27 protein-coding genes are annotated in these 22,012 nt (G+C 40.9%); 14 read left to right on the plus strand and 13 right to left on the minus strand.

Annotated elements, in window-relative coordinates; genetic code table 11:
- Positions 1 to 156: 156 nt before the first annotated feature.
- Genes OQE68_RS29210 through OQE68_RS29240 form a run of 7 tightly spaced genes read left to right on the plus strand, consistent with a single transcriptional unit; the run spans position 157 to position 4,469 of the window.
- Entirely contained in the window at positions 157 to 405 is a 249-nt protein-coding gene (locus OQE68_RS29210) for a hypothetical protein (RefSeq protein ID WP_180571423.1), read from the plus strand.
- Complete coding sequence (locus OQE68_RS29215) at positions 368 to 889, plus strand: transglycosylase SLT domain-containing protein (protein ID WP_255491079.1); 522 nt, start codon at positions 368 to 370, stop codon at positions 887 to 889. The genes OQE68_RS29210 and OQE68_RS29215 overlap by 38 nt, the downstream gene beginning before the upstream one ends.
- Complete coding sequence (locus OQE68_RS29220; protein ID WP_180571424.1) at positions 889 to 1,227, plus strand: hypothetical protein; 339 nt, start codon at positions 889 to 891, stop codon at positions 1,225 to 1,227. Before OQE68_RS29215 ends, OQE68_RS29220 begins: the two co-directional genes overlap by 1 nt.
- A complete protein-coding gene (gene lysC / locus OQE68_RS29225; RefSeq protein ID WP_180571425.1) occupies positions 1,196 to 1,426 on the plus strand; it encodes an Rz1-like lysis system protein LysC in 231 nt (76 codons plus the stop codon). The genes OQE68_RS29220 and lysC overlap by 32 nt, the downstream gene beginning before the upstream one ends.
- Positions 1,419 to 1,868, plus strand: coding sequence for a hypothetical protein (locus OQE68_RS29230; protein WP_180571426.1), 450 nt, complete (start codon positions 1,419 to 1,421; stop codon positions 1,866 to 1,868). Before lysC ends, OQE68_RS29230 begins: the two co-directional genes overlap by 8 nt.
- Positions 1,865 to 2,980, plus strand: a complete 1,116-nt coding sequence (locus OQE68_RS29235) for a hypothetical protein (protein WP_266195968.1) — start codon at positions 1,865 to 1,867, stop codon at positions 2,978 to 2,980. The genes OQE68_RS29230 and OQE68_RS29235 overlap by 4 nt, the downstream gene beginning before the upstream one ends.
- Complete coding sequence (locus OQE68_RS29240; RefSeq protein WP_266195970.1) at positions 2,973 to 4,469, plus strand: terminase; 1,497 nt, start codon at positions 2,973 to 2,975, stop codon at positions 4,467 to 4,469. The genes OQE68_RS29235 and OQE68_RS29240 overlap by 8 nt, the downstream gene beginning before the upstream one ends.
- On the opposite strand, the gene OQE68_RS29245 is transcribed toward OQE68_RS29240, so the two are convergent.
- Together OQE68_RS29245 and OQE68_RS29250 are read right to left on the minus strand one after the other, a co-directional pair.
- Positions 4,466 to 6,052 (minus strand): SNIPE associated domain-containing protein, encoded by a 1,587-nt coding sequence (locus OQE68_RS29245; protein WP_180571835.1) that lies wholly within the window; start codon positions 6,050 to 6,052, stop codon positions 4,466 to 4,468. The two genes, OQE68_RS29240 and OQE68_RS29245, sit on opposite strands and share 4 nt — an antisense overlap.
- Before the next feature lie 100 nt (positions 6,053 to 6,152).
- Positions 6,153 to 6,425 carry a hypothetical protein gene (locus tag OQE68_RS29250; RefSeq protein ID WP_180571834.1) on the minus strand — a complete coding sequence of 91 codons (273 nt, stop codon included), beginning with the start codon at positions 6,423 to 6,425 and terminating at the stop codon, positions 6,153 to 6,155.
- Between the two features lie 235 nt (positions 6,426 to 6,660).
- Between OQE68_RS29250 and OQE68_RS29255 the strand changes: the two genes are divergently transcribed.
- Complete coding sequence (locus OQE68_RS29255) at positions 6,661 to 7,275, plus strand: recombinase family protein (protein WP_266195972.1); 615 nt, start codon at positions 6,661 to 6,663, stop codon at positions 7,273 to 7,275.
- Positions 7,276 to 7,480: 205 nt separating this feature from the next.
- Here the strand turns inward: OQE68_RS29255 and OQE68_RS29260 are convergent, their stop codons facing one another.
- Together OQE68_RS29260 and OQE68_RS29265 are read right to left on the minus strand one after the other, a co-directional pair.
- Positions 7,481 to 7,756: a hypothetical protein gene (locus OQE68_RS29260; protein ID WP_180571862.1), complete on the minus strand. Its 276-nt coding sequence runs from the start codon at positions 7,754 to 7,756 to the stop codon at positions 7,481 to 7,483.
- A 98-nt stretch (positions 7,757 to 7,854) separates the two neighbouring features.
- Positions 7,855 to 8,808 (minus strand): Rpn family recombination-promoting nuclease/putative transposase, encoded by a 954-nt coding sequence (locus OQE68_RS29265; RefSeq protein ID WP_180571863.1) that lies wholly within the window; start codon positions 8,806 to 8,808, stop codon positions 7,855 to 7,857.
- Between the two features lie 229 nt (positions 8,809 to 9,037).
- On the opposite strand from OQE68_RS29265, the gene OQE68_RS29270 reads away from it, so the two are divergent.
- On the plus strand, positions 9,038 to 9,328 hold the full coding sequence (locus OQE68_RS29270; RefSeq protein WP_266195975.1) for a MarR family winged helix-turn-helix transcriptional regulator: 291 nt from the start codon (positions 9,038 to 9,040) through the stop codon (positions 9,326 to 9,328).
- Between the two features lie 7 nt (positions 9,329 to 9,335).
- On the opposite strand, the gene recD2 is transcribed toward OQE68_RS29270, so the two are convergent.
- A complete protein-coding gene (recD2, locus tag OQE68_RS29275; protein WP_266195977.1) occupies positions 9,336 to 11,489 on the minus strand; it encodes an SF1B family DNA helicase RecD2 in 2,154 nt (717 codons plus the stop codon).
- Positions 11,490 to 11,680: 191 nt separating this feature from the next.
- Positions 11,681 to 11,944 (minus strand): hypothetical protein, encoded by a 264-nt coding sequence (locus tag OQE68_RS29280; RefSeq protein ID WP_180572013.1) that lies wholly within the window; start codon positions 11,942 to 11,944, stop codon positions 11,681 to 11,683.
- Positions 11,945 to 12,167: 223 nt separating this feature from the next.
- On the opposite strand from OQE68_RS29280, the gene OQE68_RS29285 reads away from it, so the two are divergent.
- Positions 12,168 to 12,503, plus strand: a complete 336-nt coding sequence (locus tag OQE68_RS29285; RefSeq protein ID WP_266195980.1) for an HU family DNA-binding protein — start codon at positions 12,168 to 12,170, stop codon at positions 12,501 to 12,503.
- A 58-nt stretch (positions 12,504 to 12,561) separates the two neighbouring features.
- Here OQE68_RS29285 and OQE68_RS29290 read toward each other — a convergent pair whose 3' ends face one another.
- Positions 12,562 to 13,266: a phospholipase D family protein gene (locus OQE68_RS29290; RefSeq protein ID WP_180571626.1), complete on the minus strand. Its 705-nt coding sequence runs from the start codon at positions 13,264 to 13,266 to the stop codon at positions 12,562 to 12,564.
- A 95-nt stretch (positions 13,267 to 13,361) separates the two neighbouring features.
- On the minus strand, positions 13,362 to 13,739 hold the full coding sequence (locus tag OQE68_RS29295) for a hypothetical protein (protein ID WP_180571625.1): 378 nt from the start codon (positions 13,737 to 13,739) through the stop codon (positions 13,362 to 13,364).
- 296 nt (positions 13,740 to 14,035) lie between these two features.
- On the opposite strand from OQE68_RS29295, the gene OQE68_RS29300 reads away from it, so the two are divergent.
- Positions 14,036 to 14,533 (plus strand): hypothetical protein, encoded by a 498-nt coding sequence (locus OQE68_RS29300; RefSeq protein WP_180571624.1) that lies wholly within the window; start codon positions 14,036 to 14,038, stop codon positions 14,531 to 14,533.
- A 181-nt stretch (positions 14,534 to 14,714) separates the two neighbouring features.
- Positions 14,715 to 14,960, plus strand: a complete 246-nt coding sequence (locus OQE68_RS29305) for a hypothetical protein (RefSeq protein WP_180571623.1) — start codon at positions 14,715 to 14,717, stop codon at positions 14,958 to 14,960.
- A 312-nt stretch (positions 14,961 to 15,272) separates the two neighbouring features.
- Here OQE68_RS29305 and OQE68_RS29310 read toward each other — a convergent pair whose 3' ends face one another.
- The 5 genes from OQE68_RS29310 to OQE68_RS29330 form a co-directional block, all read right to left on the minus strand.
- Positions 15,273 to 16,394, minus strand: coding sequence for an RtcB family protein (locus tag OQE68_RS29310; protein WP_180571622.1), 1,122 nt, complete (start codon positions 16,392 to 16,394; stop codon positions 15,273 to 15,275).
- On the minus strand, positions 16,387 to 16,779 hold the full coding sequence (locus OQE68_RS29315; protein WP_180571621.1) for a hypothetical protein: 393 nt from the start codon (positions 16,777 to 16,779) through the stop codon (positions 16,387 to 16,389). Before OQE68_RS29315 ends, OQE68_RS29310 begins: the two co-directional genes overlap by 8 nt.
- A gap of 299 nt (positions 16,780 to 17,078) precedes the next feature.
- Positions 17,079 to 17,351 carry a hypothetical protein gene (locus tag OQE68_RS29320; RefSeq protein ID WP_180571620.1) on the minus strand — a complete coding sequence of 91 codons (273 nt, stop codon included), beginning with the start codon at positions 17,349 to 17,351 and terminating at the stop codon, positions 17,079 to 17,081.
- Positions 17,352 to 17,389: 38 nt separating this feature from the next.
- The gene (locus OQE68_RS29325; RefSeq protein ID WP_266195983.1) at positions 17,390 to 17,596 is read right to left on the minus strand and encodes a hypothetical protein; all 207 of its coding nucleotides are present in this window, start codon (positions 17,594 to 17,596) and stop codon (positions 17,390 to 17,392) included.
- A gap of 20 nt (positions 17,597 to 17,616) precedes the next feature.
- Positions 17,617 to 18,600 carry a DNA-binding protein gene (locus OQE68_RS29330; protein WP_180571999.1) on the minus strand — a complete coding sequence of 328 codons (984 nt, stop codon included), beginning with the start codon at positions 18,598 to 18,600 and terminating at the stop codon, positions 17,617 to 17,619.
- Between the two features lie 905 nt (positions 18,601 to 19,505).
- Here OQE68_RS29330 and OQE68_RS29335 point away from each other — a divergent pair.
- Both OQE68_RS29335 and OQE68_RS29340 read left to right on the plus strand, forming a co-directional pair.
- Positions 19,506 to 20,741, plus strand: a complete 1,236-nt coding sequence (locus OQE68_RS29335) for a glycosyltransferase family 4 protein (RefSeq protein ID WP_180571594.1) — start codon at positions 19,506 to 19,508, stop codon at positions 20,739 to 20,741.
- Positions 20,738 to 21,604, plus strand: coding sequence for a DMT family transporter (locus OQE68_RS29340; protein WP_180571593.1), 867 nt, complete (start codon positions 20,738 to 20,740; stop codon positions 21,602 to 21,604). The genes OQE68_RS29335 and OQE68_RS29340 overlap by 4 nt, the downstream gene beginning before the upstream one ends.
- The last annotated feature ends 408 nt before the right edge of the window (positions 21,605 to 22,012 follow it).

Below are 22,012 nucleotides of genomic sequence, written 5' to 3' on the forward strand. Positions count from 1 at the left end.
AGTCATCTGTGATACATTCATTACTCGCTGATGACGGCAAGCAGTATATTATATAAATGCGCACATTGAACACATTTTTTTTGTAATACTTAAGTCGTAGATCAGCGTGAATTGAGTTAATTTTGATCGAATCAGCAACCATTCAGAGGTGTATTAATGGATGGAGTTTCTACTGACTTATACCAATCTCTTGGTATTTTCACGCTCAGCATTAAACTAGCGTATTTATTAATCGCAATATCCGCCTCATTAGCATTACTTCGAATTTACGATAAACGCGCAAAAATTTCTTTTTCTGAGTGGCTAAATAATGCAATTGAAAACCAATTTTTTACGGCGGTGGCTTTGTATTTTGGTATGCGTTTCTTTGCCGTGTGCTGGCTTATCAGCACCATTTTTTCCTGATCAATACGATGAAATGATTCGGTCAGCGAGTAAGTTATATTTACCTGAGATTGACTGGCGATTATTTAAAGCCCAGCTCTATCAAGAGTCTCGACTTAAGCCCAATGCTGTATCACCGGCTGGCGCACAAGGGCTTGGTCAAATTATGCCGGGTACCTGGTCTGATATCAGTCGACAGTTGAAGCTAGATAAACACCTGGTGTTTGACCCAGAAAGTAATATTCAAGCTTCCGCTTTTTACATGGCTAAGATGCGTAAGTTTTGGACGGCACCACGACCAGCAGCAGACAAACATTCATTGGCATTAGCCTCATACAATGCCGGTGCCGGTAATATTCTGAAAGCACAGAAACGCTGTAACAATGCACGACTGTATCAACTGATTATTAAGTGTCTTCCCAACGTGACTAGTCATCATGCTAAAGAAACGACAACTTACGTTAAACGTATTTGGCGCTATTGGGTATCCATGTTGGTAGGTTAATGCTGAATAAAGCAATATTTATTATTGGTACATTATTATTTTCAGGTTGCTTGCTGCAATTCTGGCAAGTCAAGGATCTGAAAAACACACAACAGTTACTGGTAAATAAAAATCAGCAATTAGTCAATCAGCTATCGGAATCACAAGCAGCGAATCATCAATTACTGCAATCACTGAATCAACAACGGCAAATCGCCAAAGAACGCGCCGCCAATCTAGATACAATTCAACAGCAACTAAACCGTGCGTTAGCCACTATCAAAGCTCATGACAAAACGACTTGGAATACTCAGCAGTTGCCTGATTATGTTGTCCGCCTGTTCACTGATCACCCCTAAACCCACCATTAAACCAGTGATTATCCGGCAGGTACCACCTGTCGAGTGGCTACAACCTTGCCCTAAGCCAGAGCTGACAGGTCATACCAATCAAGAATTATTAACGCTAACCACAACAGCATTAGCAGTGATTGATCAATGCAATGCGGATAAAGCAGCCATTAAGCAGTGGAGTGAAAGCGAGTCTAGCCATGAATGAGTTGTTAAATACCACCAATATTATATTAACCAGTAGTGCCGCTGTAGCCGGTGCCATTCTAGGTAACACTGGGTTTTGGAAGTTTATTCTCAAGAAAAAAGAAGAGAATTTAACCCATGCGAAAGAAAAAGAAGCACTGTTGAATGCCAGTAAAAGCCTGGTGGATATGCAGGCCAGCGTCATTGATTCGGTTAGAGAACATTTTGATATTACTGTCACTAACATCAAAAACGATTATGAAGAAAAGCTCACGGCTGAAAATCAGAAATTTGAGCAGGCTTTATCAACCATGCGGCTGAAGCTGGATAACCTGGACCGGGCTAACCGTGCCTTACATGAAGAAGTAAAGCAACTGAAATTACGTAACGAAGAACTTGAGCAAGCGAACAAACAATTAACCCAAATCCTACAATCATTTGAGCATTTGAAAGGTGAAGTGTGAGTAAAGGTAAAGACTATTGGGATAAATTAATTAAAGAATATGCGCAATCGTGGACAAAGACAAAAATTAGTCCGCGCAAGTGGTATGATGAGCATGTCGGTGACGATCGGTGGAACACTGCTAGACGCCATATTACAAAGGCTGCAGCAGAACTAGCATTGGAAAAAATAGCGACAGGAACTGCGCAAAAACACGCGCAATTAGAAATAGAAACGCGCAAAAAAACTGCGCAAAAGTCGACTAAAGTGCGCAAAAATACTGCGCAAATTTACCAAAATGCGCAAAATGATGGTGATGAAAGTGCGCAAATTGAAAAATGCGCAAATGTTATAAATAATGTGCAAGATAATTTTTCTGTTGGGGGGACAAATGGCACCATCGACTCCCCAAAAAATAAAATAGTTAAATGTGACACTCAATCAAACGGTCGCGGGGGCAAGCGTCCAGGCGCTGGGGCACCTCAAGGCAACCAAAATCGTTATGAGCATGGTTTATACAGTCGCTTTTATACCGATGAAGAGCGCCGATTTTGTAATAACAACCAACATTTACAGCGCTCGATTAAAGGTGAAATGGATTTAATTCGAATTCGCCTAGCTCGCACTGTTGCTTTAGAGCATGCCATCGATGAAGAAGAAGCCGAGTTGCCAGTCAGTGAGGTTGTTGATATGGAAGGTGATAACGGCACGGCCCCTACGAATAGCCGCACTGAAATCAGAAGGCGGCCCGACTTCGACAGCATTATTCAACGGCTAACGGGCCGGCTAAACCAGCTCACTAACTTACATGAAAAGCTGAAAAATGATGATGATCTGACGAAGCGTGATAAGCTCACGATTCAAACTAAAGTACTCCAGCAGCTCAAAGACGACAGTATTTCCCCAATACAAGCAGCTTATCAATTAGAAGGGCAAGGCATACCGCTACCTGACGTACTCAAACTGCAAGTAAAACAAATGCTCGATAATACCGAGCCCGAGACTGAGCCTGGTATTTCTGAAGAAGAACTAGACGCCTTGTGTGCTGAAAACAAAGCCAAGCAAGAAAAGGAAGCCGAGTGGTTACAAGAACGCCAGGCATGGTTAACGGAGTGGCGTAAGGAAAATGGCTAAGTGCAAAACTGCGCTATCTTCCCCAGAATACCCGGCTTATGTTGCCTGTTATCGACATGACTGGGAGCGCCTGGCTCTAGATGTTTGTGGGATGCACTTAACCCACCAGCAACGCCCATTAGCATTCTCAATACAACAAGAAGGGTGTCGTGTGTCGGTGTCATCTGGTCATGGTACCGGCAAATCCAGTTTGCTAGCGATGCTGATTATTGCGTTTATGACGACCTACCCAAAGGCGCGGGTAGTTATCACGGCAAACAAAGTCGAGCAGGTAAAAATAGGGATATTTAAATATTTAGCAGACTATTGGCAAAAAGCCGTCAACCGATTTCCGTGGCTGGATGAGGTCTTCACGCTGACGGCGGAGCAATTTTACGCGGTTGGTTTTCAAAAGTCATGGTCTGTTGGTATTAAAGGTTATCGATTAGGTAATGAGGAAGCATTGGCAGGCGAACATGCAGACCACCTGTTGTATATCGTTGATGAGGCTTCAGGTTTATCTGATAAGGCTTTTGATTACATTACCGGTGCACTCACACAGACTGACAACCGACTAGTGTTATTAAGCCAACCGACCCGAATCACGGGCTATTTTTATGAGTCTCATCATTCACTGGCTAAAACCAGCCCTGATGATCATGGCTTTACGGCATTTCAGCTTAACAGTGAAGAAAGCCCCCTGGTCACTCAGTCTTATATAGTTGAAAAAGTAAAACAATACGGTGGTCGTCAATCACCAGAATATTGCATTCGCGTATTGGGCGCTTTCACTAAACAAGCTGAGGGTATGCTGATAGGTCGTGATGATGTCGACCGAGGCTTTATAAATGAAGTCGAGCACCGATCGGAATGGGGTTATATTGCCATTGCAGATATAGCAGGTGGTGAAGGTCGCGACAGCTCAGTATTAAACATACTCAAGGTGTCGGGCTTTGATGATGAGCGGGTAGCTGAGTCCGTAAAATTATTGGAAATGAATACTGGTGTGGATGGGGTTGAGTTTGCGGAAATTGTTGAAAAAGAAACCCAGTCATACCCTAATATTACAATTGGAGTAGATGCTGACGGCTACGGATTAATTACGGCTCAAACCCTGGAAAAAAGGGGGATTGATGTTATTCGGATTCACTGGGGCACCCCGGTCCATAGTAAAACCCAGAAAATTCGGTTTAGAAGTAAGCGCGACTTTGCATCAGTGATGGTAAAAGAAGCCTTGCGCGATAACCGCTTGCGTTTAAATGACCACTATTCAGTAAAACAAAAAACGCTAAATCAGTTTGTGAAAATTCCCTATAAATTTAATGAGGTTGGCCAGTGGCGTATCGAATCAAAAGAAAAAATGCGAGCGGATGGCATTAAATCCCCGGATATTTTTGATACATACGCAATGGCCTGGTTAGTCGACTATATACCGGCTGGTATGGAGTTAGACCACACCAATAGTAGTGATGACCTATTAGCGTGGGCTACTCAAAGCTTATCTAATTAAGCTGCTTGAATAGATTCATTTTCTTTTTCAATAGCAAGTGACTCATAAAATTCTAAAGCTTCAGCCTTCATAGTCCAACGGGTTTCAACTTGCAATTCATCCGTGGCCTGTTTTATTTGGGCTAGGTTAACTTTAAAGAACTCTTTTCGAGGATTCACCTTGTTCAACTGCTGGCTTTCAAATCGTTTATGCAACTCTCTTTCTAGCGCAGGAGCATCTTCGCTAAACATCATAGCATGTACATCAAAGCTAAATGGTACGGATGCATCCCCTAGTTCTTTAACTCGGTCAAGAGGTTCCAGACGTCGAGTCATGCCTATTTTAAAAACATGCTCACCAAAGGATCCTATATTGGAAATAATATAAACATGGCCTGATCTAGTTTGTTGAGCCATGGATATTGCCCTTTGGTTTTTAGCTTCTGCTTCCTGTAGCTTTTGGGTTAATTCTGCAAGTTGCTGTTCTAGTTTTATACGTTCAGCTTCATTAGCTCCTTGTAGATGCTTACGAGCTTCAGCCATAGCTTTTTGGACTAATTTTTCTTCTTTTTCTGCTTCCTTCAATGCTTTTTCGTAATCACGTCTCGCTCGTTCTTCTTCTCTAATTTGCTCCTTAATCCGTTTTTGCTCTTCTTTTTCATCAATTAATAGCTGGTTAGCTGCGACAGCCCACTTCAGTTCATCTAATCGAGCATCTAGGTATGCTTTTGTAATTCGGGCATTTCTGAATGCTTCCCCATTTTTATTGACTAAAGTGTAGGCATCAAGGATCGCTTGCTGCAATTTACCGTAATTGTCATGTTTAACTTTAGATAATATGGTGTCTACTTTTCCATTGAATGCATCAAGAACAAAGTGTATTGCTGTTAAACGTCTAGTATTTTCAGCATAGTCACATGCAGCTGCTTGGTTTTTAACAACCATTGATTTTGTCAGTGCTCTACACCGCTTTAATGCGATACCAGCTTCTTTGTAGCCAAACTCTTCTGCTAAATCATCAAGGGTTGATCTGCAAGGTATCAGGTATTCTTCACCATAATCATTAATGGTGTTTTTCATTGCTTTGGCAATATTAGATAATTCATCTGCTTTATTTTTGATCTGGTAAGCTTCCCCAGCAATCTCTTTTGCTTTATTTTCAGCATTTTGCAATACCTCATTGGCCTTTTGGTTTGCCAAAGCCAGGATATGGGATGCTTCTGATTCATTTTTCTCAGTGGCTTCTTTTGCTTTTCTCCTGATATCCTGAGCTTCTGTTTTAGCATCTGAAATAATAGCCTCTACTTTTTCTGTAGACTCTCTAAGCACTTGCATTGCTTTATCATGAATTTTTTTTGCTTCAGCTTCTACATCAGTAATATGTTGGTACTGTTTTAAAGTATCGAGAAGTTCATTCTTGGTGAAAATTTCCCCATCTTTTTCTGAAACTTTGCGTATGTAGTCGGCAATTTCAGCATCTTTCTCAGATAGTAGAATGCTAGCTTCTTCCTGAAAAGCTAGAAGCTTTTTCTTATACCTGTACCTAACTATAAATAAAACTATAAATGGTGCTAACCAAATTATTAGGCCTATGACGACATCCATAATTATAACTCCATTCAAAAAGCCACAAGCTTAAATGAATTGGCACACTTTTTCGATACAAGTGTACCAAAATAGCTATAAATAAGTGGGTAGTTACAAACTATTTAAGCTTTAATATTTTAAGGTAAGCGGGAGTATCTGTAGATTCGCTGGGAATAAAACCATTTAAATCTTCAATAGTCAGCGGGTAATTATGAACGACATTAAACGCTTTTTTTACCCCCACTGATAGGGCTTTGACAACGCGATTCGTTGAATGATATGGCACTTTGACAGGTGTTTTTAGCCATTTGGGCTCAGTCACTTCTATTTCTCCAATAAAAAATTTATAGGTGCTATCGGGCTCCTCAACCCAATGTAATTTCGGAGTCATACAACCCCCTTTTGTTAACCATTAAAAATAAGGATAGAGATGATTAAGTTTTGATCGCTTAATTGCCTAATTTACAAGTTAATTAATAATTGTTTTTATTGGTTTGGTTTACTTTGATTAATTAACAAGTTAATTTACCACATGTTATCACATTTTCAGGTCTTATTTTAGTGTTAAGCAAACGAGCGATTACTTAACTCATAATTTAGATCAAAAACTATACAAAGGATGTTTTATGTTGATTGGCTATGCCCGAGTTTCTAAATCAGATGGCTCTCAAGTACTGGACCTGCAAAATGATGCATTAGCTGCCTATGGCGTATCGTCTGACAAAATCTATATAGACCAGGCATCAGGGAAAAAAGATGACAGGCCTGGCTTAGAAAACTGCTTAAAAGCCCTACGAGAGGGAGATGTATTAGTTGTTTGGAAACTAGACCGTTTAGGGCGAGACTTACAACATTTGGTAAATATTGTACAAGATTTAGAAAAGAAAGGCATTAGTTTTAAAGTGTTGACCGGTCAAGGGGCTGATATCGATACCACCACGGCCAGTGGTAAATTAGTATTTGGCATTTTTGCAGCATTGGCTGAATATGAGCGAGAGCTAATCCGAGAACGTACTATAGCTGGTGTTAAAGCAGCAAGAGCCAGAGGTCGAGTTGGGGGCCGTAAATTCAAATTAACCAAAGCACAAGTCAGACTAGCCCAAGCTGCTATGCAAAACCGGGATACTTCAGTCAGCGAACTATGCAGAGAGCTGAACATCACGAAACCTGCTTTATATAGCTATGTAGGGCCAAGTGGTGAATTAAGAGAAAATGGACGACGGGTATTAGAAGCAAAATAATATTTAAATAAAAGCATGTATTAATTTACGTTTACATAAATCAGAGTATATTTTTTATTAGTAACAAAGGATGAAAATTGTGGCAGGAAAGTTAAGAAGGTGGCCAAGATTGAAATATATTCAAAATAGCACGGCTTAGATAGATTGTTGACTGGCTTATTTGTACATCAAAACACGAGTAGGGTTAGCAACTGACCCTATCAATTTATAATTGAAAAACGCTTTCAAGCTTGTCGACTTTGTGAACATTTAAAATCCAGCGTCTTAATGTTGCAGAATTTACATTGAGAATTTTCTCATCTACCCAGCCTGGTAGCTTGCCAAAACGATCTTCCAAAATTAGTAGAAGAGTGTTGATGTGAGTAGATCTATAACTTTCAAGATAGCCTTCCAAATAGCCTAGAAAAAAAGCAACCAGATAATCTTTACTTACTCCTTGTTGTGATAATTGATCTAAACGAATTGATAAATTTGGCAACATCTTATGTATTTTCTAGTTGGTAGTAGGAGGTATTATTACTACAGGAAAAGAGTTTTTGGCAGTAGTGGGTAATGAACTGTAAATATTTTTACAGTTCATTACTTAAATAGGCTTTCCAAGTTATCTACATGGGAAGCCCTTAATAGCCAACGATTTAGTGAAGATTGGTCTGCGTGTATTAACTTTTCGTCAACCCAACTTGGTAAGTCGCCAAAACGACTTTGTAGCACTAAACGAAGGGCGTTGACTTCACCTTTTGCTACGCCTTCTTGATAGCCTTCAGACTTCCATTGCTTCACCCACTGGTCTACACGTTTTGATAGCATTTGTTGTACCTCATGCAAGTCATTTAATGTTTCTAACGGTTCACTATGGTGGCTTAGTTTCTGCAGTGGACCTTGCTTCAGCCATTCCACAAAAGCCTGTCGTAAACTGTCTTGTTGGGGCTTCTTTAACCATTTTACCAGGGAGCCAATCACTTGCGCCAGTTGTTCTACGTTGTCACTATTTTCTAGTCTGAAGAGTGCGGCAGCTAGGTTCTTTAAGGGCTTCAACTCTTCATCAGAGAACTGGTGCTCTTCAATCAGCATATAACGTTGTTCTGGTTGCCACTGTGCAAGGTCTGGTGGAACGGACTGTATCAAGTCACTGAGCTGCGTTGAGGCTTTCCATCGACGCTCACCGTTATACAACACTATCGGAAAAACGGGAGGTAGTTTGCCTGGAGTTGGCAGCTGTTTCGACTTGATGAGATCCTGGTATAGAAGCCCTACATAAGTCATCAATCTGACCGCCATGAATCGGTCAATACTCGATTGAAATTCAAGCAACAAGTAAAGGTAAAGCCACTCCTCTTTATTTTTAAACTTTACCCGCCAGATTAGATCATTGGCTCGTTCTCGAAGGTCATCAGCAATGTAACTGCCGTTTACCCGTTCAAGGGTTGAGAAGTCAATATCTACAATCCAGTGCTCATGGACAAACCCTTGTAGAAGGTCTTTTACCATGTCAGGGTGAGAGAAAAACTGCTTATATGCGTGATCGTGAGACATGCAAATAGCCTGGGCATCTAAACAACGATGTGACACCATAAAGGGGCTAGAGCCTAATTTCAAGGAGGTTATAGTCTCAACCTGTGGTGCTTTAACAATTAAGGATTGCTGTATCTGCCTCAGAAGCAGTTTGCTGTTGCCTAAGCACAATGTTAGACCCCTTGATATTTCTGGGCTTCCTGCCATCCTTATTGATACTTCAAGTTGAAATAAAAAAGAAGTACCTATAATGAACACTAAAAAGCTTACCAAACTGTCGATGCAACACCCTCGTATAACGGTTCGAACACTGGCCACTTTAATGGCAATCAAGGATAACGAAGGCTGCTCAGTTTCCGAGTTATCCCAGTTTATGGGTGTTAATGAAAAAAACGTAGCGACCACTATCCGCCGCCTAGAAGAAGGTAGGGAAGGAAGTGGTGATGTGAAGCTAATTAAGGTCAAACAAAGCAAGGAAGATCAGCGCTTTAAGCTGATATGGCTAACGGCAAAAGGCAAATCCTTGTTACAAAGGTTGTAGCGAAGGGTCAGCCAACTTTAGCTAGCTGTAATTGATTGACCAAATTAGTAAGGCGTTTTGCTGAGGTTAGCCGCTTACTGGCCATGGCTACTGCTTTAGCTTCGCCAATCAACACAACCATTTGTTTGCCACGAGTAACACCGGTATACAACAAGTTTCGCTCTAATAACATAAAGTGCTGCATAGTCATGGGAATGACAACGCAAGGATATTCGGAGCCCTGTGACTTATGGATTGTAGTGGCATAGGCCAGTGATAATTCATCCAGCTCATTAAACGCATACTCCACTTGTCGCCCTTCAAAATCTACCCATAATTGATTTTCTTCCAGGTCAACTTGTTGAACACGGCCAATATCGCCGTTAAAGGCTTCTTTGTCGTAATTATTAATGGTCTGAATGACTTTATCACTGGGTGCATAAGTCCAACCAAACCGGGTCACCTGTGGGTGCTGGTCACCATTTAATTGACTTTGTAAGGCGATATTTAAACTACGGGCACCGAGCCCCCCACGGTTCATTGGACATAGCACCTGAATATCATCAATAGGATGAAAATCATACCGCTTGGGTAACCGTTCAGTGACTACTTTCATGAGCATTGCCTGAGCAGCTTCTGCAGAGTTCACGGTGATATAAAAAAAATCCGTATCCTCCCCTTTTTTCGAAGGATAAGGTGGTTGGCCCCGGTTAATCGCATGGGCAGAGGTAATAATTTTGGAAGTCGCTGCTTGCCGAAAAATTTCGGTGAGGCGTGCCACGGGTATTTGTCCTGATTCAATAAAATCCGCTAAAACTGAGCCTGGCCCTACGGATGGCAGCTGGTCAACATCCCCCACTAAAAGGACGGCAGCGTGATCAGGCACTGCGCGTAATAGCTGATTCATCAGCACTACATCGACCATTGACGTTTCGTCAATGATTAAGCAGTCCGTTTCTAGCGGATTATCTTGATTACGTTTGAAATCAAAAACTGAGGGATCAAATTCTAAGAGCCTGTGAATAGTGAGAGCTTCTAACCCCGTTGACTCACTTAGCCGTTTTGCCGCCCTTCCTGTCGGCGCACATAATAAAACAGAAGCCTTTTTGGCTTTAATAATTTTAAGAATGCTGTTGACCGTCGTGGTTTTACCGACACCTGGGCCGCCTGTAATGACACAACACTTGTGGTTAGCAGCGGTTTCAATGGCTGAGCGTTGCGAGGTGGATAACGTTATTTCGTTTTTTTGCTCAACCCACTGAATAGCGGCATCAATATCAATGCTACCCCAGGGTGTTTGCCCCTGTAGAAGTCGTTGTGCATGATTGGCCACCCCTTGCTCTGCTCGGTACAAAGGAGTAAGAAATACCACTTCTTGTTCGTTAATTTGATCAGGCTTTAAACGCTCTTCGGTAATTTCTTTAGCCAATGCTTCGCTTAAAATTGGCTGGGGGATTTCCAGCAAAGACTCTGCTGCTTTGAGTAAATTCTGAATAGGCTGGGCACAATGACCTTGAGAAGAAAACTCCTGCAACGTATGGCGTAACCCCGCCTGAGCTCGGATTAATGAAGTAGGCGCAATACCGATATTCTGGGCAATCTGGTCGGCTGTTTTAAAGCCGATTCCATGAATATCCAGTGCCAACTGATACGGATTTTCCTGCACTTTTTGGATGGCTTGATCACCGTAAGTCTTATATATGCGTACGGCTCTTGAAGTACCTACCCCATGGGATTGTAAAAACACCATAATATCCCGCACTACTTTTTGTTCAGCCCAGGCGGAGGTGATTTTCACTTGCCGTTTTTTGCCAATACCCTCTAACTCCAGTAAGCGCTCTGGCGTTTGTTCAATCACATCAAACACTGCTTCCCCAAAGGCTTTGACTAACCGTTTGGCAAAGTGAGGCCCAATCCCTTTCACCATCCCAGAGCCTAAATACTTTTCGATGCCTTCTAACGTTGTTGGCACAATCGTCTTGATGGTTTTGGCTTGAAATTGCACACCGTGTTTAGGGTCATTAATCCATATCCCCGTGGCTTCAATATATTCACCTGCTGTAATCGAAGGGGTATTGCCGGTGACGGTTACCAGGTCTCGCTGGCCTTTGACTTTAACTCGAATGACAAAAAAACCAGATGCTTCACTGTGAAAGGTGACCCGTTCAACGGGGCCTGACAAATGAATTAATGGCTGGTGTTGGTGAATAGGCTGGGAGTGATTAATAACTGGTTCTCTTATTTTATTACTACACTGATGCAGCCCATTTTAGCGGATAAGGATATTAATAAAAAAGAGTGCAGTTAATTATCTATGCAGCATACAATGAGTTAGTCAGAAAGTGTTGATATTCTCGCTATCTATTGAAAACACTATGTGAAAATCGCTTCAAGCCGATCTGCCCTACAGAAATTGATTAGCCAATGTTTCAAGGTGATAGAGTCTGCATTGTTTATTTTTTCACTCACCCAAGCGGGTAGTTCACCAAACCGCCCTTGTAGCACTAAATGAAGGGCGTTAGCATGTCCATCTCGATAACCTTTTTGATAGCTTTCCAAATAACCTTGGTTATAGGCTTCCTGATAACCTTCTAATTTCCATTGCTCTATCCATTGATCGATACGCTCTGTCAGCATGTATAGAATCTCGCTGGTTAAGGGAATAGGGTGATTGTAGCGGTGTTTTGCTGCTGAATCATTAGCTATTCAAAATAGCAGCGGCTCAAGTCATAGATAACTACAAGACGTGGTATTTATAGATTAAATCTTCTCTAATTGACTTTAAAACGTGTTTACCAACTGCTAGGTATCTGCTATCAATATTCATTGGCCATCCAATAACCAGCACTGGACGCTCAACATGACAATAAAAAAACTCCCAGCGATAAAAGAACGGTACACAAAAACACAAATATTAGCTGAGTTAGCAGCAAACACCGGGCTGACAAAAAAAGAAGTCACAGCTGTTCTTGATGAACTGACTGATTTGATGGAACGACACATTAAGAAACGGGGCTGTGGTGAATTCACCCTGCCTGGCTTGATGAAAATAGTGACTAAGAAAAAGCCTGCGACCAAAGCCCGTAAAGGAGTGAACCCTTTTACAGGAGAAGAGATGATGTTTAAGGCTAAGCCAGCCTCAGTGCAGGTTAAAGTAACACCGTTAAAGCGCTTAAAAGACTATGCTCTATCATAATTAAGTCAGATCAATAAAGGCCTTTGTAGTAAAGCCTTTATTGATGATTAAACAGGTATTACTTAATGCTGAATGAGCTAGGCCAAATAAAGTAAGGGCCAAACTGTTTACTCATACGAAACTCTCCACCAGCATCTTTACCTTTTTGGGTAAGATAATTTTTACCTTCTTTTTCTTCCAAGTAGCCCGCTTGCAATAATTGACTAATTAGCTCGTTAGTTTTCAAGCCAGAGCTCTTTGCTATTTTAGATGTAGAAAGCTTGTCAGACTTGGGTTTGCTTGTTGCTGGGGAACTGTCCGTCTCAAGTGCTTTATCAACTTTTTCCATCGTGATTCTGACTTCATCACTGATGCGAATGATTCGTTGTGCTTCTTCATAGGCATCATTGTATAAGTCAGGCTCATCAGCGCGCTGTACTAAAATGCCCATTTCATTGTTATTGACCTGGCTAAATTCGTACAAGTTTAAACTGGTAATGATAGCCAGCTCTTCATTGAGGTAACACTTGGCATGCAGGTTTTTACAAAAACTGGTACGAACGAAGTCCAAGCTTTTTAACCAATCAATTTCGTCAGGCTGCAGCTCGTTTTTGCCATAAATTAATCGAATATCAATTTTTAACCGGTTTTTGTCTTCCAGTAGCTCTTTAATGCGTTCATTAACTTTTAAGTAGGGGCTAATTAACACCAACCTATCTCTAGCATTTTTAATCAGTTCTTCTAAAAAATAGTTCGTAGCGCTAGTGTTTAGAAACTTCGCCATTCTATTCCCTTAAATCCCGCTTGTTGGTTAACCAAAATAATTAATTATACGTCAGAAGGATCATTATTATTACAGCTAATGGGGTTAAAATAATGCTACCAATTATAGACCTCACCATCATCGTCGATTATTTGTGCTTGTAAGGCATGAGCTAGGGCAGCAGCGATGGTTCTAACAGGGTGACTTATATCATGAGTATCCCAGGTAACTTTAAATGAAGCAGTGCCTTGAAAGTAACTAAAGCAGTGTACCCATTCTGACTTATGGATATCTCCTCTGTCTTCAGCAGGCTTTAGCAGTACATGAGTATCTCCAGGGTGGCCCGCAATTGAAATTGTTTCCCCTGTATGAGGGTTAATAATAGAGATAGCAGACTCATTAATTTTGGCCCCTTCAGTAGCTTCTACTGCATGTATCCACTCTTTAAGCGTTATGGGTGTTTCTTGGCGTTTGATTTGAAGCGTATAGGCCACGGTAAGCAGGTTATCTTTTTTGGCTAATAAACGATTAAGTTACTTGGTAAAAAATACGGGATTATCTATTTTATTGGCAATAGTAATGAGCTGCTGTAGAGTAATTTCATTGCTATCATCTGCAATCTTAAAATAAAAGTCATACATGGTGAAGTCCTTTACCTATTAATTTTATTTCGTCAAAAACTATCTTAAGTGGATAAAACAAATACTCAATACTTTAATCTTTCATTTTTAAATTCCGAATTCTTTGGTGGATTGTAGGTCGATTTGTAAGATGTCACAGGTTAGCTGCAATGAAAAAGGCAAAGCAAAATGAACCGTTCAGAATTAAGAAAAGCAACTATAGGACTGCTTATGATTACCTAAACAAAAAGCTTGAAGAGGGTGGTAAATACAAACATGGTAGCTTACGCAGTGAAATAAAAGACCATGGCATTGCTGATGATCCTGTACTGAATTTTAGACTGTGTTTATATGATGGTTTTAGTGATGATAAGCATGAGAAGGTAGAGGCGTTACATCAATGGTGTGAACGTTATCTGTTGCCTAAGCACTGGAAAAGGATGAGAGATGCTATTCGGCAACATGATAAGCGACAGAAATCGAAAAAGAGCTCAATAGTAGAGAAAAAACACAGCGTTGATTTAAAAAGCAAAGGTTATCATGCATTAAAGCGGCTAAGCGAGGCTTTTGGGAAGCTGGGTAAGCCATTAGACTTATCTGAGACCATTAGTGTTTGTGAAGATAAGTTGTATGAAGCAGGGGTGTTAAAAAGTGATTGGGACATATAACTTGTGACCCTGTCACAGGCTATAGCCCTTTATTTGCAAAGCGTCCATCGAAACAGCCTAAAAGTGCAAGGTGTTACTTGTTCACCTTTACCCAAACACCATATAAAATACGGTGGCTTAAGTATATCTGATTGCTTAGCAGCCTGTAGGCTCCATTACTACAACGGTGATATCAACGACTATGCAAGATACACAACCCGCCAAAAAAGTCAGTAATTGCGTTGGTAATCACAATCGACGAGTATCTGATTTCTGGTCGCAAATCAGCGGTATTGAAGATGCAGCCAGGCTGCTAAATATTCGCATTACAGAGCTTAAGCAGTGTTTAAAAGAAGGTAAACCCGTCAGGAGCTGCCCTACACCTGAAGTACACTCTGTTTCAGATAAGGGAAAGATTTTTTTGAAGCCAGAGAGATTAAAAAATTAATTGATCAACTGTCAGCTAAGTAGTGACAAAGTGCATTGCGAATTCAAGAAGGAGAAGTGGCTTAATTCAAATCCAAGTCAAAGCAGTTTATTGATCTTCCCCCCATTTAGCTGTTAAGCCCATTGATTTTCGTAAAGGCATGAATAGTTTAGTCGCACTGTGTCAATTAAAATTAAATAGTGTTCCCTCTGTGAGTATGCAAAAATCGAGAAATCTCATGCACCTCACAGAGGGGACGCAGAGAATTATATTCCGGAATAAAACCTGAAGAGGATAGCCCTGTAAACAGGGCTATTCGAGGTTGGTGTTATTTCATGTGGTACCTTTGTAGCTTAATATCGGCTCAAGTTGTCGTTTTACTTTAAACAGATTTTTCTGGCTCTTGATCACCTGGCCAATCCGCTTATAACTCTCTGGCGCCTCTTCTGTGAGGCCAGTTAGCTTTTCTGCTTGATAAAAGACACCACTCAATTGCTTCTTTAATCTTTCTGGTGTGATCGAGCGCCTTGCCTGGGATCGGCTCATCGTACGACCTGCGCCATGAGAGCAAGAAAACAGTGAATCAGCGCTACCTGCTCCAACCACATGAAAACTATCACTTCCCATACTGCCAGGGATAAGCGCTTGTTCATTGGCTCTGACTGAACAGGCGCCTTTTCGATGTAACCATAGTGACTGCCCGTTAATATCTTCTTGCTCACAGTGATTATGATCGCAGTGGATGAGCTGAGATTTATCGATACCTGCTTGAAAAATTTCATGGAACAGTGCTTCGCATTGCGCCAGGATCGTCAATCGGTTCACTGAAGCATAACGCCTTACCCATTGCATATCCTGCAAAAAAGCTTCGCCACCTTCAGTTCCTGAGTCGAGATAGGTCAAGCCATGGGATCGCCCATGACCGTGATTTAAGTGAAAGTCTCTGATCGCAGGACCCATACATCGAGATCCTGTGTGGATCATTAACCATAATTGCCCCGATAATTTACAGCGTTGCAATTCTAGAAAATGATTGCCTTGGCCTAATGTGCCTATTTGCCGGGAACCATTTCTAATGAATTCTTTTTGGAGTAACTCAGAAGAAAGTTCACCGAATATTGATAAGTCAGAATGGTTTTTATGCTGAATGATAGGCACAGACTGCGACAGCCTCTTAAAGATAGCCGCCGCTTCTTTTTCTTGAATATCATCAGCACACATAGCTATTGGCGCTGCTAACATGCCACAGCCAATATCACCACCAATTGCAGTTGGGTAAATCAATTTTGTCGTTGCAAGGACACAGCCGACACACACATTTTCAGCTAAGTGCGCATCTGCCATAAGCCGAACGTGTTTTACGTCTTTCATCAGGCGGAGTCTTTTGACTTGCGTGGTTAGCTTCTCACCAAGTTTTTCACTCAGCCAATGGCGATAACTGGCTTGATCATGCATAGTTTTCATCCTCCATCAATATTTGAAAATTGAATGAAGGAACTGATTTCCGGTGCAGTCCCTCTGCAACCACTGCCCGGATCTGACCTTGATTGCTTTGCAACCAGCCATGCACCTGCTGGACTTCCGACAAATTCACTGGTTGAAGTGGAGCCAACTCAATGATAAGAGCAGCGCGGTTATCAGACATGTTTACACGTTGTACAGTCCAATGATGTAAACCAAGCTCCTGAATCGCATAATGAATCCATTTTTGCGCCTGACGACATAAGCGTTGGTTGTTTTGCTTAGAAAATTGCTGTGCTGTTTTCTCTAAACGTGGAGAAACACCGTCACCTTCACAGATAGATGCGCAGTATTTCAAGATCTCTTTTGATGATTTCATCGATCTCTCCGCAACATAAGTTGCATCTGGCTAAAAGGATCAGCCTCAAAATCGATTGATGAGTAGCAAGAAGATTAACCGATAAAGAGGCTGGTGATCTGAGTCGATGATGTTGCAATAGGATACATGTCAGCCTCCTTCGTGAATTGAATGAATCGAGTGCGCATCTTAACCAAGCAATTTCACTTGTCAACCTTTCATAGAATTATTACTTTTCATCGTTCAAAATAGGTGTGAGTGTGTGGCAATAAATTTTTTGCAATTTGAACGCTAGCTGAGGGGATACAATAAAAGCCATATCACTCCTCCAAAGTACCAAGCAGGGCACTGGCTTGCTCCTCGATTTCCAGCAATTGCTGGCTGGTTTCAGGGGATAAACCATGGTCTGCCAGGCGGGTGATGTCGGTGAATGCCTGAATTTTGGTATAGCTTTTAATGGCGTTAAAACGCACGGTTTCTTCTTCTGATAACTCATAGAGTTCAGCCATAGTTTTCGGGTTGGCTTTAATCCGCCGAAAATCATCTAAATGGGCTTGGGCGAGTTGGACGATTAATTGTTCTAAGGATTGCATACATCATTTCCTTGCTTTATCGCAGTTTAAGTTGTCTATTAGTGAATCTCTGGCACCATACTGCTACTGGTGCCAAAGGGCACCGGATGAATGTGTAAAGGTTGATCCCCCATAATGTCGGTAAGAGCCTGTTGTAGTTCCTCTTGTTGCTGGTCGGTCAGGCTAACGGCATGCAATTGGCCATTATCCATTTCGACTACCAGCCGAAACCACAGGGGTTTTTCTTCATACTGGTCTGACATCATTGGTTTCCTTATGGGTAGCGTTATTTTTTGGTTGATTTGTCAGTGGGCTTAGCAGGTTGACTGCTTTGGGCTTCCAATACCGCCAGCCGAGCGGTTGTCGCAGATTCCAACCGAGTACAGGCTTCATATTTTGCTAGCAGGTCTTCATAACGGCGTTGATGGTTGAGAATGTCTGATTCTAGCCGGCTAATTTGTTTATCTTGCTCTTGCACTTTAGTTTCCATTTTGGCGGCTTCTTCATAGCGGCCGAGCAAATTGTCATAACGGGATTGCAAGGCAGTTAAAGCCTGTTTGTCCTCAGCCAATTCCGTATCGAGTCGGTCAATCGCTTTGCTCTGTTCTTTTGCGACGGCTTCGGCGGTGGCGGCGGCTTTTTCTGCGGTGGTTAAAGCAGATTTGAGCTGTTCTAACTCCTGGCGCAGTTCATCGCCACGCTGTTCGGCTTTCTCGACGGCGATGTCAGCCCGCTCTACCTGCATTTGGGCTTTAGCCGATTCGGTACGAGCGATTTCCTGGGCCCGTAAGGCCTCATCCAGCTTACTGTTTAGGGCTTTATTTTGGGTTTCTAGGTCATCGGCCCGGCGCTGAGTGGCGGCTAATTGCTTTTCCAGTTCCAGGGTTTTGGCTTCGGACTGTGCTAACAGGGTATTTTTTTCGTGTTTTAACACCTTGATCTTATCTTCATAGGCATTCAACCCCCGAAAGGCTTCTTGGAGCTGTTCTTTGGCATCAACCAGGGCAGCCTCCTGTTTTTGGGTCGCATTATCCACGGCTTCCAGCATGGCTTTTTTAATTGTGCCGATGACCGACTGAGGCAGGTCAAGCTCGGTATTGGCGGCGGCTTGTTGGCGCTCTTTCCAAGTATTGATATGGCGGAGTAGCGTTGAGGTGCTGCCGGTGCCCAGTATCTCTCGTACATTACGCTGGTTCGGCTTTAGACCTTCCCGATAAAGCTGCTCGCACACTTGGGCCACTTCATCGTAGCTCACCCCTTCTCTTGCCATGATTGCCCCTTAATCATATCGATTCATATCATATTAATCGTATCATATCGTATCGAATTAAAATAACAAGCCAAATGAAGCGCGAAAACGCTGAGTCGTTGAAAAAACGGACAAAAAATGAGGGGTGGGGTGGGTGACTATCATAAGATAGATAATAATGTCCGATAACTAAGCTTATCGGTCATATTTAGATAAAAATGTAATAAAAATCAAATTTTGATAATAAAAAATACCAAAATCCGTATTATGATACTGTTGTATATAAAAAAATCCGAATCTTGAAGTTATCGGCGGGTTTTGGAAAGGCAGCAGGAGAAGTTGGTTGGGAGTGGAGCACTGAGCAACTTTGATAACCTTTCGGTTGATTTTTATACATGTTAGTTTCAGTCAAAACACTGCACCTTAAGTACGTCATAGTGACGTTTGTTAGTAGTTATACTTGCTTGATGATGATTTAAGTGTCAGAGAAAGGGCAAAATATAGAAGAAGAGGTGTTGGAAGCGATAATGAGTGCATGGGGAATGCATCCAAAAATGAGGCTCACCCAACTCCATAAATGCTGTCGCACCGAACAAGCCTTACCCAGAGGTGTACTATGTCAAGGATAGCAAACTAATCAAACTTCAAAACCAGTTTGCGAATCGATGATTTCCTGTAAGTTCAAGTATATAATAAGGCAATCAGACTAATTGTCTTCCACTGGACTCGGTAGGTAGAGAAAATACTTTATTCTATATAAAAGCTATTGATATTTTTTTTAATCATATTATAAATTGGTACTTCAAACTAATAGTTGTGATTTACTGTTAATTATCCATTAATAGCCTCTTAAGACTACTAACACTAATTGAGAAAAAAAGTTAAAGTAATTTTCTCCAGAACATATTTATATAACCAATGCCCATATGCTAACAAAGTTAACTTTTATCTGTCTTTATCCACCTGCTTTAGATGGCTCTGCATTTTCTAATGCAGAGTTAATTCATGGCCTTGCTCAAAAAGGGTACAAAATAGATGTTATTGCTCAACCATGTGAAGGTGACCATGCATATGATATATGGACAAAGCAAAAATATAACGTTAATGTTTATAGGGTTCCCATTGAATTAGTTTACGAGGGAACCCCTCCATCTGAGCACCAATATCAGGTAGTTCATAAATTTATAAAAAATATTCTGGAAAAAGATATAGAGAAAAATATGCAGTCTGACCTGCTTATTATTGGTCATGATTCTTGGGCTTGGTACCAACCATTAGCGCATCAATATGGACTTACTGTTGTACAACATCTTAGAGGAACACCAACTAGGTCTATTTTGAATGGAATTTATCCAGACTCAGCAAAAAATGCTTTTTTAAGATGTATCTTAGCCGCTGACTATATCGTAGCACATAGCAAACATTTTGAGCATCTTGTTTCTAAACTAGGCTATTCAAAGCATAAAACTTACACACTATACCAAGGTATTGATACAAACTTATTTTGTCCTGAAGTAGCAAAGCAAGGGGCAATACCAATAAAAAACAATTTAGGCCTTCCATCAAAAAGCAAGATTATCTTACATGTTTCAAACCATTGTCCAGTCAAGAGAATACAAGACATTATCCATTCTGCTGAGATAGTTATTGCTAAACAGCCAGATACTTACTATGTCATTGTTGGTGAAGGGCCTGAGACTAATAAAGTGAAGGCAGCTATTGAACAGTCTGCTTTTCCTAATCATTTTAGGTTAACAGGAAGGGTTTCACGTCAAGATATACCAAGCTACCTAGGTCTTGGAGAAATATTTATACTTAGCTCAGAAACAGAAGGATTTCCAAGAGCAACCCTTGAAGCTCAGGCATGTGGGTTATATTTAATCATTTCTGATATGCCAGCAGGAAGGGAACGAACTTTAAATGGACTGATAGGGACAAATTATCAAGTAGGCGACCCAAAAGCACTAGCTGCTGCAACCCTTGAAGTACTATCAATGAGTGCAAATAAATTTTATGAAGTTACATCACGAGCAAAAAATTATGTAAAACAAGAGTGTTCGTTTTATGCTCAATTAGATAAGTATGAGCTATTCCTTAACAAGGTCTATGCAGAAAAACAAAATAAAAAACAAATTGCTGTACAAGAGTGTAATTTTCAATGATATGGTTCAGTTTAGCTTTGGCTGGCGCATTTTTTAATTCAAGCTACTCCTTGCTTGCAAAGTTGTATCGTTCTGATACGCCCTCTTCTGTGTGGGCAGGTGGTGCTTTTTTATTCAGTTCATTACTCTTCTTTATTGGAAGTGGTATTAGTGGTATACCAACCATTGGAGACAACTTTTTCCCTGCAGCTATTGGGTCTGCTTTCATCAACGTATGTGCAGCTTTGCTTTATCTTAAGGCTGTAGAAAAAGCTGATTTATCATTAGTAACTCCTTTATTATCATTTTCGCTCGTTTTTGTAGTTCTAAATTCATTTCTACTACTTGGTGAGCTGCCAACCTACTTAGGCATAACTGGACTAGTTTTAATTTTTCTGGGTGTTTATATAATAAGTGGAGAACAAGGCACAATTTTAGGTCCAGTTCGTGCTTTAGCTAAAAACTCCGGCGTAAAAAGCATGCTGGTTGTGGCGCTTCTTTTTTCAATTAGCTTTGTGTTAGACAAAGTGGCAGTGGTTAATTCTAGTCCTTTATTTGCTTCTGCGATCATTACTTTTCTTAGTGGAGTTACATTATTACTAATAGCAAAATTTCAAGGCCACTCAGTTCTAAATATTATTAAAAACAAACTCCTGTTAATTGGCTTAGCTAGCTTAACAATTTTCTTGCAGATTTTTTTTATTGCTTATGCAATGCCAATGACTCTTGCTTCCTATGTTATGGCTGTAAAACGCTCAACTATTTTATTTAGCGTTTTATGGGGAGGATTGTTACTCAAAGAACCCTTTTTTAAGCAAAGATTGATAGGTGCTAGTTTTATGCTTATAGGCCTTATTATCTTACTTTTATTTGAACGAACTTAAGTATCACAATTTTTAATAATATTGTGTTAATCAACCATAATAGGTTATGCCATATTATGGCCAGCTCTCATACTTACAGAAATTCTCGGTTGAAAGCTTCAACTAACGCTCAATTTGAGCAATAAAACTGGTTAACTTTTGTATAAAAGTTAGTCGGTTTACCCTAAGCAAATCAATCACTTAGGGTTTTGCTACACAGCAACGCTTAATGTGGTACCACAGGCTCACAGGAGCAAGAGAGGTGAGAATCCAGCTCAGTGCTACTAGTAATCTATACTAGTCTTATAGCTATAGTAGTAAGCTTTAACGTTATGACTATCAGTATAAAGCCATTTAAAGTATTGGGTAAAAGAGGAAGAATCGCGCTTGTAACTTCATTTTTACTAATGGTTTTAGGGTTGTATATTT

Origin of the sequence: Spartinivicinus marinus (genome assembly GCF_026309355.1) — a bacterium.
Classification (GTDB): Bacteria; Pseudomonadota; Gammaproteobacteria; order Pseudomonadales; family Zooshikellaceae; genus Spartinivicinus; species Spartinivicinus marinus.

What these genes read in the sequence shown, in the direction of transcription:
- OQE68_RS29210 (WP_180571423.1), top strand. Translation starts at nt 157, where the DNA reads ATGGATGGAGTTTCTACTGACTTATACCAATCTCTTGGTATTTTCACG.
- OQE68_RS29220 (WP_180571424.1), top strand. Translation starts at nt 889, where the DNA reads ATGCTGAATAAAGCAATATTTATTATTGGTACATTATTATTTTCAGGT.
- lysC (WP_180571425.1), top strand. Translation starts at nt 1,196, where the DNA reads ATGTTGTCCGCCTGTTCACTGATCACCCCTAAACCCACCATTAAACCA.
- OQE68_RS29230 (WP_180571426.1), top strand. Translation starts at nt 1,419, where the DNA reads ATGAATGAGTTGTTAAATACCACCAATATTATATTAACCAGTAGTGCC.
- OQE68_RS29240 (WP_266195970.1), top strand. Translation starts at nt 2,973, where the DNA reads ATGGCTAAGTGCAAAACTGCGCTATCTTCCCCAGAATACCCGGCTTAT.
- OQE68_RS29245 (WP_180571835.1), bottom strand. Translation starts at nt 6,052, where the DNA reads ATGGATGTCGTCATAGGCCTAATAATTTGGTTAGCACCATTTATAGTT.
- OQE68_RS29250 (WP_180571834.1), bottom strand. Translation starts at nt 6,425, where the DNA reads ATGACTCCGAAATTACATTGGGTTGAGGAGCCCGATAGCACCTATAAA.
- OQE68_RS29255 (WP_266195972.1), top strand. Translation starts at nt 6,661, where the DNA reads ATGTTGATTGGCTATGCCCGAGTTTCTAAATCAGATGGCTCTCAAGTA.
- OQE68_RS29260 (WP_180571862.1), bottom strand. Translation starts at nt 7,756, where the DNA reads ATGTTGCCAAATTTATCAATTCGTTTAGATCAATTATCACAACAAGGA.
- OQE68_RS29265 (WP_180571863.1), bottom strand. Translation starts at nt 8,808, where the DNA reads ATGTCTCACGATCACGCATATAAGCAGTTTTTCTCTCACCCTGACATG.
- OQE68_RS29270 (WP_266195975.1), top strand. Translation starts at nt 9,038, where the DNA reads ATGAACACTAAAAAGCTTACCAAACTGTCGATGCAACACCCTCGTATA.
- OQE68_RS29280 (WP_180572013.1), bottom strand. Translation starts at nt 11,944, where the DNA reads ATGCTGACAGAGCGTATCGATCAATGGATAGAGCAATGGAAATTAGAA.
- OQE68_RS29285 (WP_266195980.1), top strand. Translation starts at nt 12,168, where the DNA reads ATGACAATAAAAAAACTCCCAGCGATAAAAGAACGGTACACAAAAACA.
- OQE68_RS29290 (WP_180571626.1), bottom strand. Translation starts at nt 13,266, where the DNA reads ATGGCGAAGTTTCTAAACACTAGCGCTACGAACTATTTTTTAGAAGAA.
- OQE68_RS29300 (WP_180571624.1), top strand. Translation starts at nt 14,036, where the DNA reads ATGAAAAAGGCAAAGCAAAATGAACCGTTCAGAATTAAGAAAAGCAAC.
- OQE68_RS29305 (WP_180571623.1), top strand. Translation starts at nt 14,715, where the DNA reads ATGCAAGATACACAACCCGCCAAAAAAGTCAGTAATTGCGTTGGTAAT.
- OQE68_RS29310 (WP_180571622.1), bottom strand. Translation starts at nt 16,394, where the DNA reads ATGCATGATCAAGCCAGTTATCGCCATTGGCTGAGTGAAAAACTTGGT.
- OQE68_RS29315 (WP_180571621.1), bottom strand. Translation starts at nt 16,779, where the DNA reads ATGAAATCATCAAAAGAGATCTTGAAATACTGCGCATCTATCTGTGAA.
- OQE68_RS29320 (WP_180571620.1), bottom strand. Translation starts at nt 17,351, where the DNA reads ATGCAATCCTTAGAACAATTAATCGTCCAACTCGCCCAAGCCCATTTA.
- OQE68_RS29325 (WP_266195983.1), bottom strand. Translation starts at nt 17,596, where the DNA reads ATGATGTCAGACCAGTATGAAGAAAAACCCCTGTGGTTTCGGCTGGTA.
- OQE68_RS29330 (WP_180571999.1), bottom strand. Translation starts at nt 18,600, where the DNA reads ATGGCAAGAGAAGGGGTGAGCTACGATGAAGTGGCCCAAGTGTGCGAG.
- OQE68_RS29335 (WP_180571594.1), top strand. Translation starts at nt 19,506, where the DNA reads ATGCTAACAAAGTTAACTTTTATCTGTCTTTATCCACCTGCTTTAGAT.
- OQE68_RS29340 (WP_180571593.1), top strand. Translation starts at nt 20,738, where the DNA reads ATGATATGGTTCAGTTTAGCTTTGGCTGGCGCATTTTTTAATTCAAGC.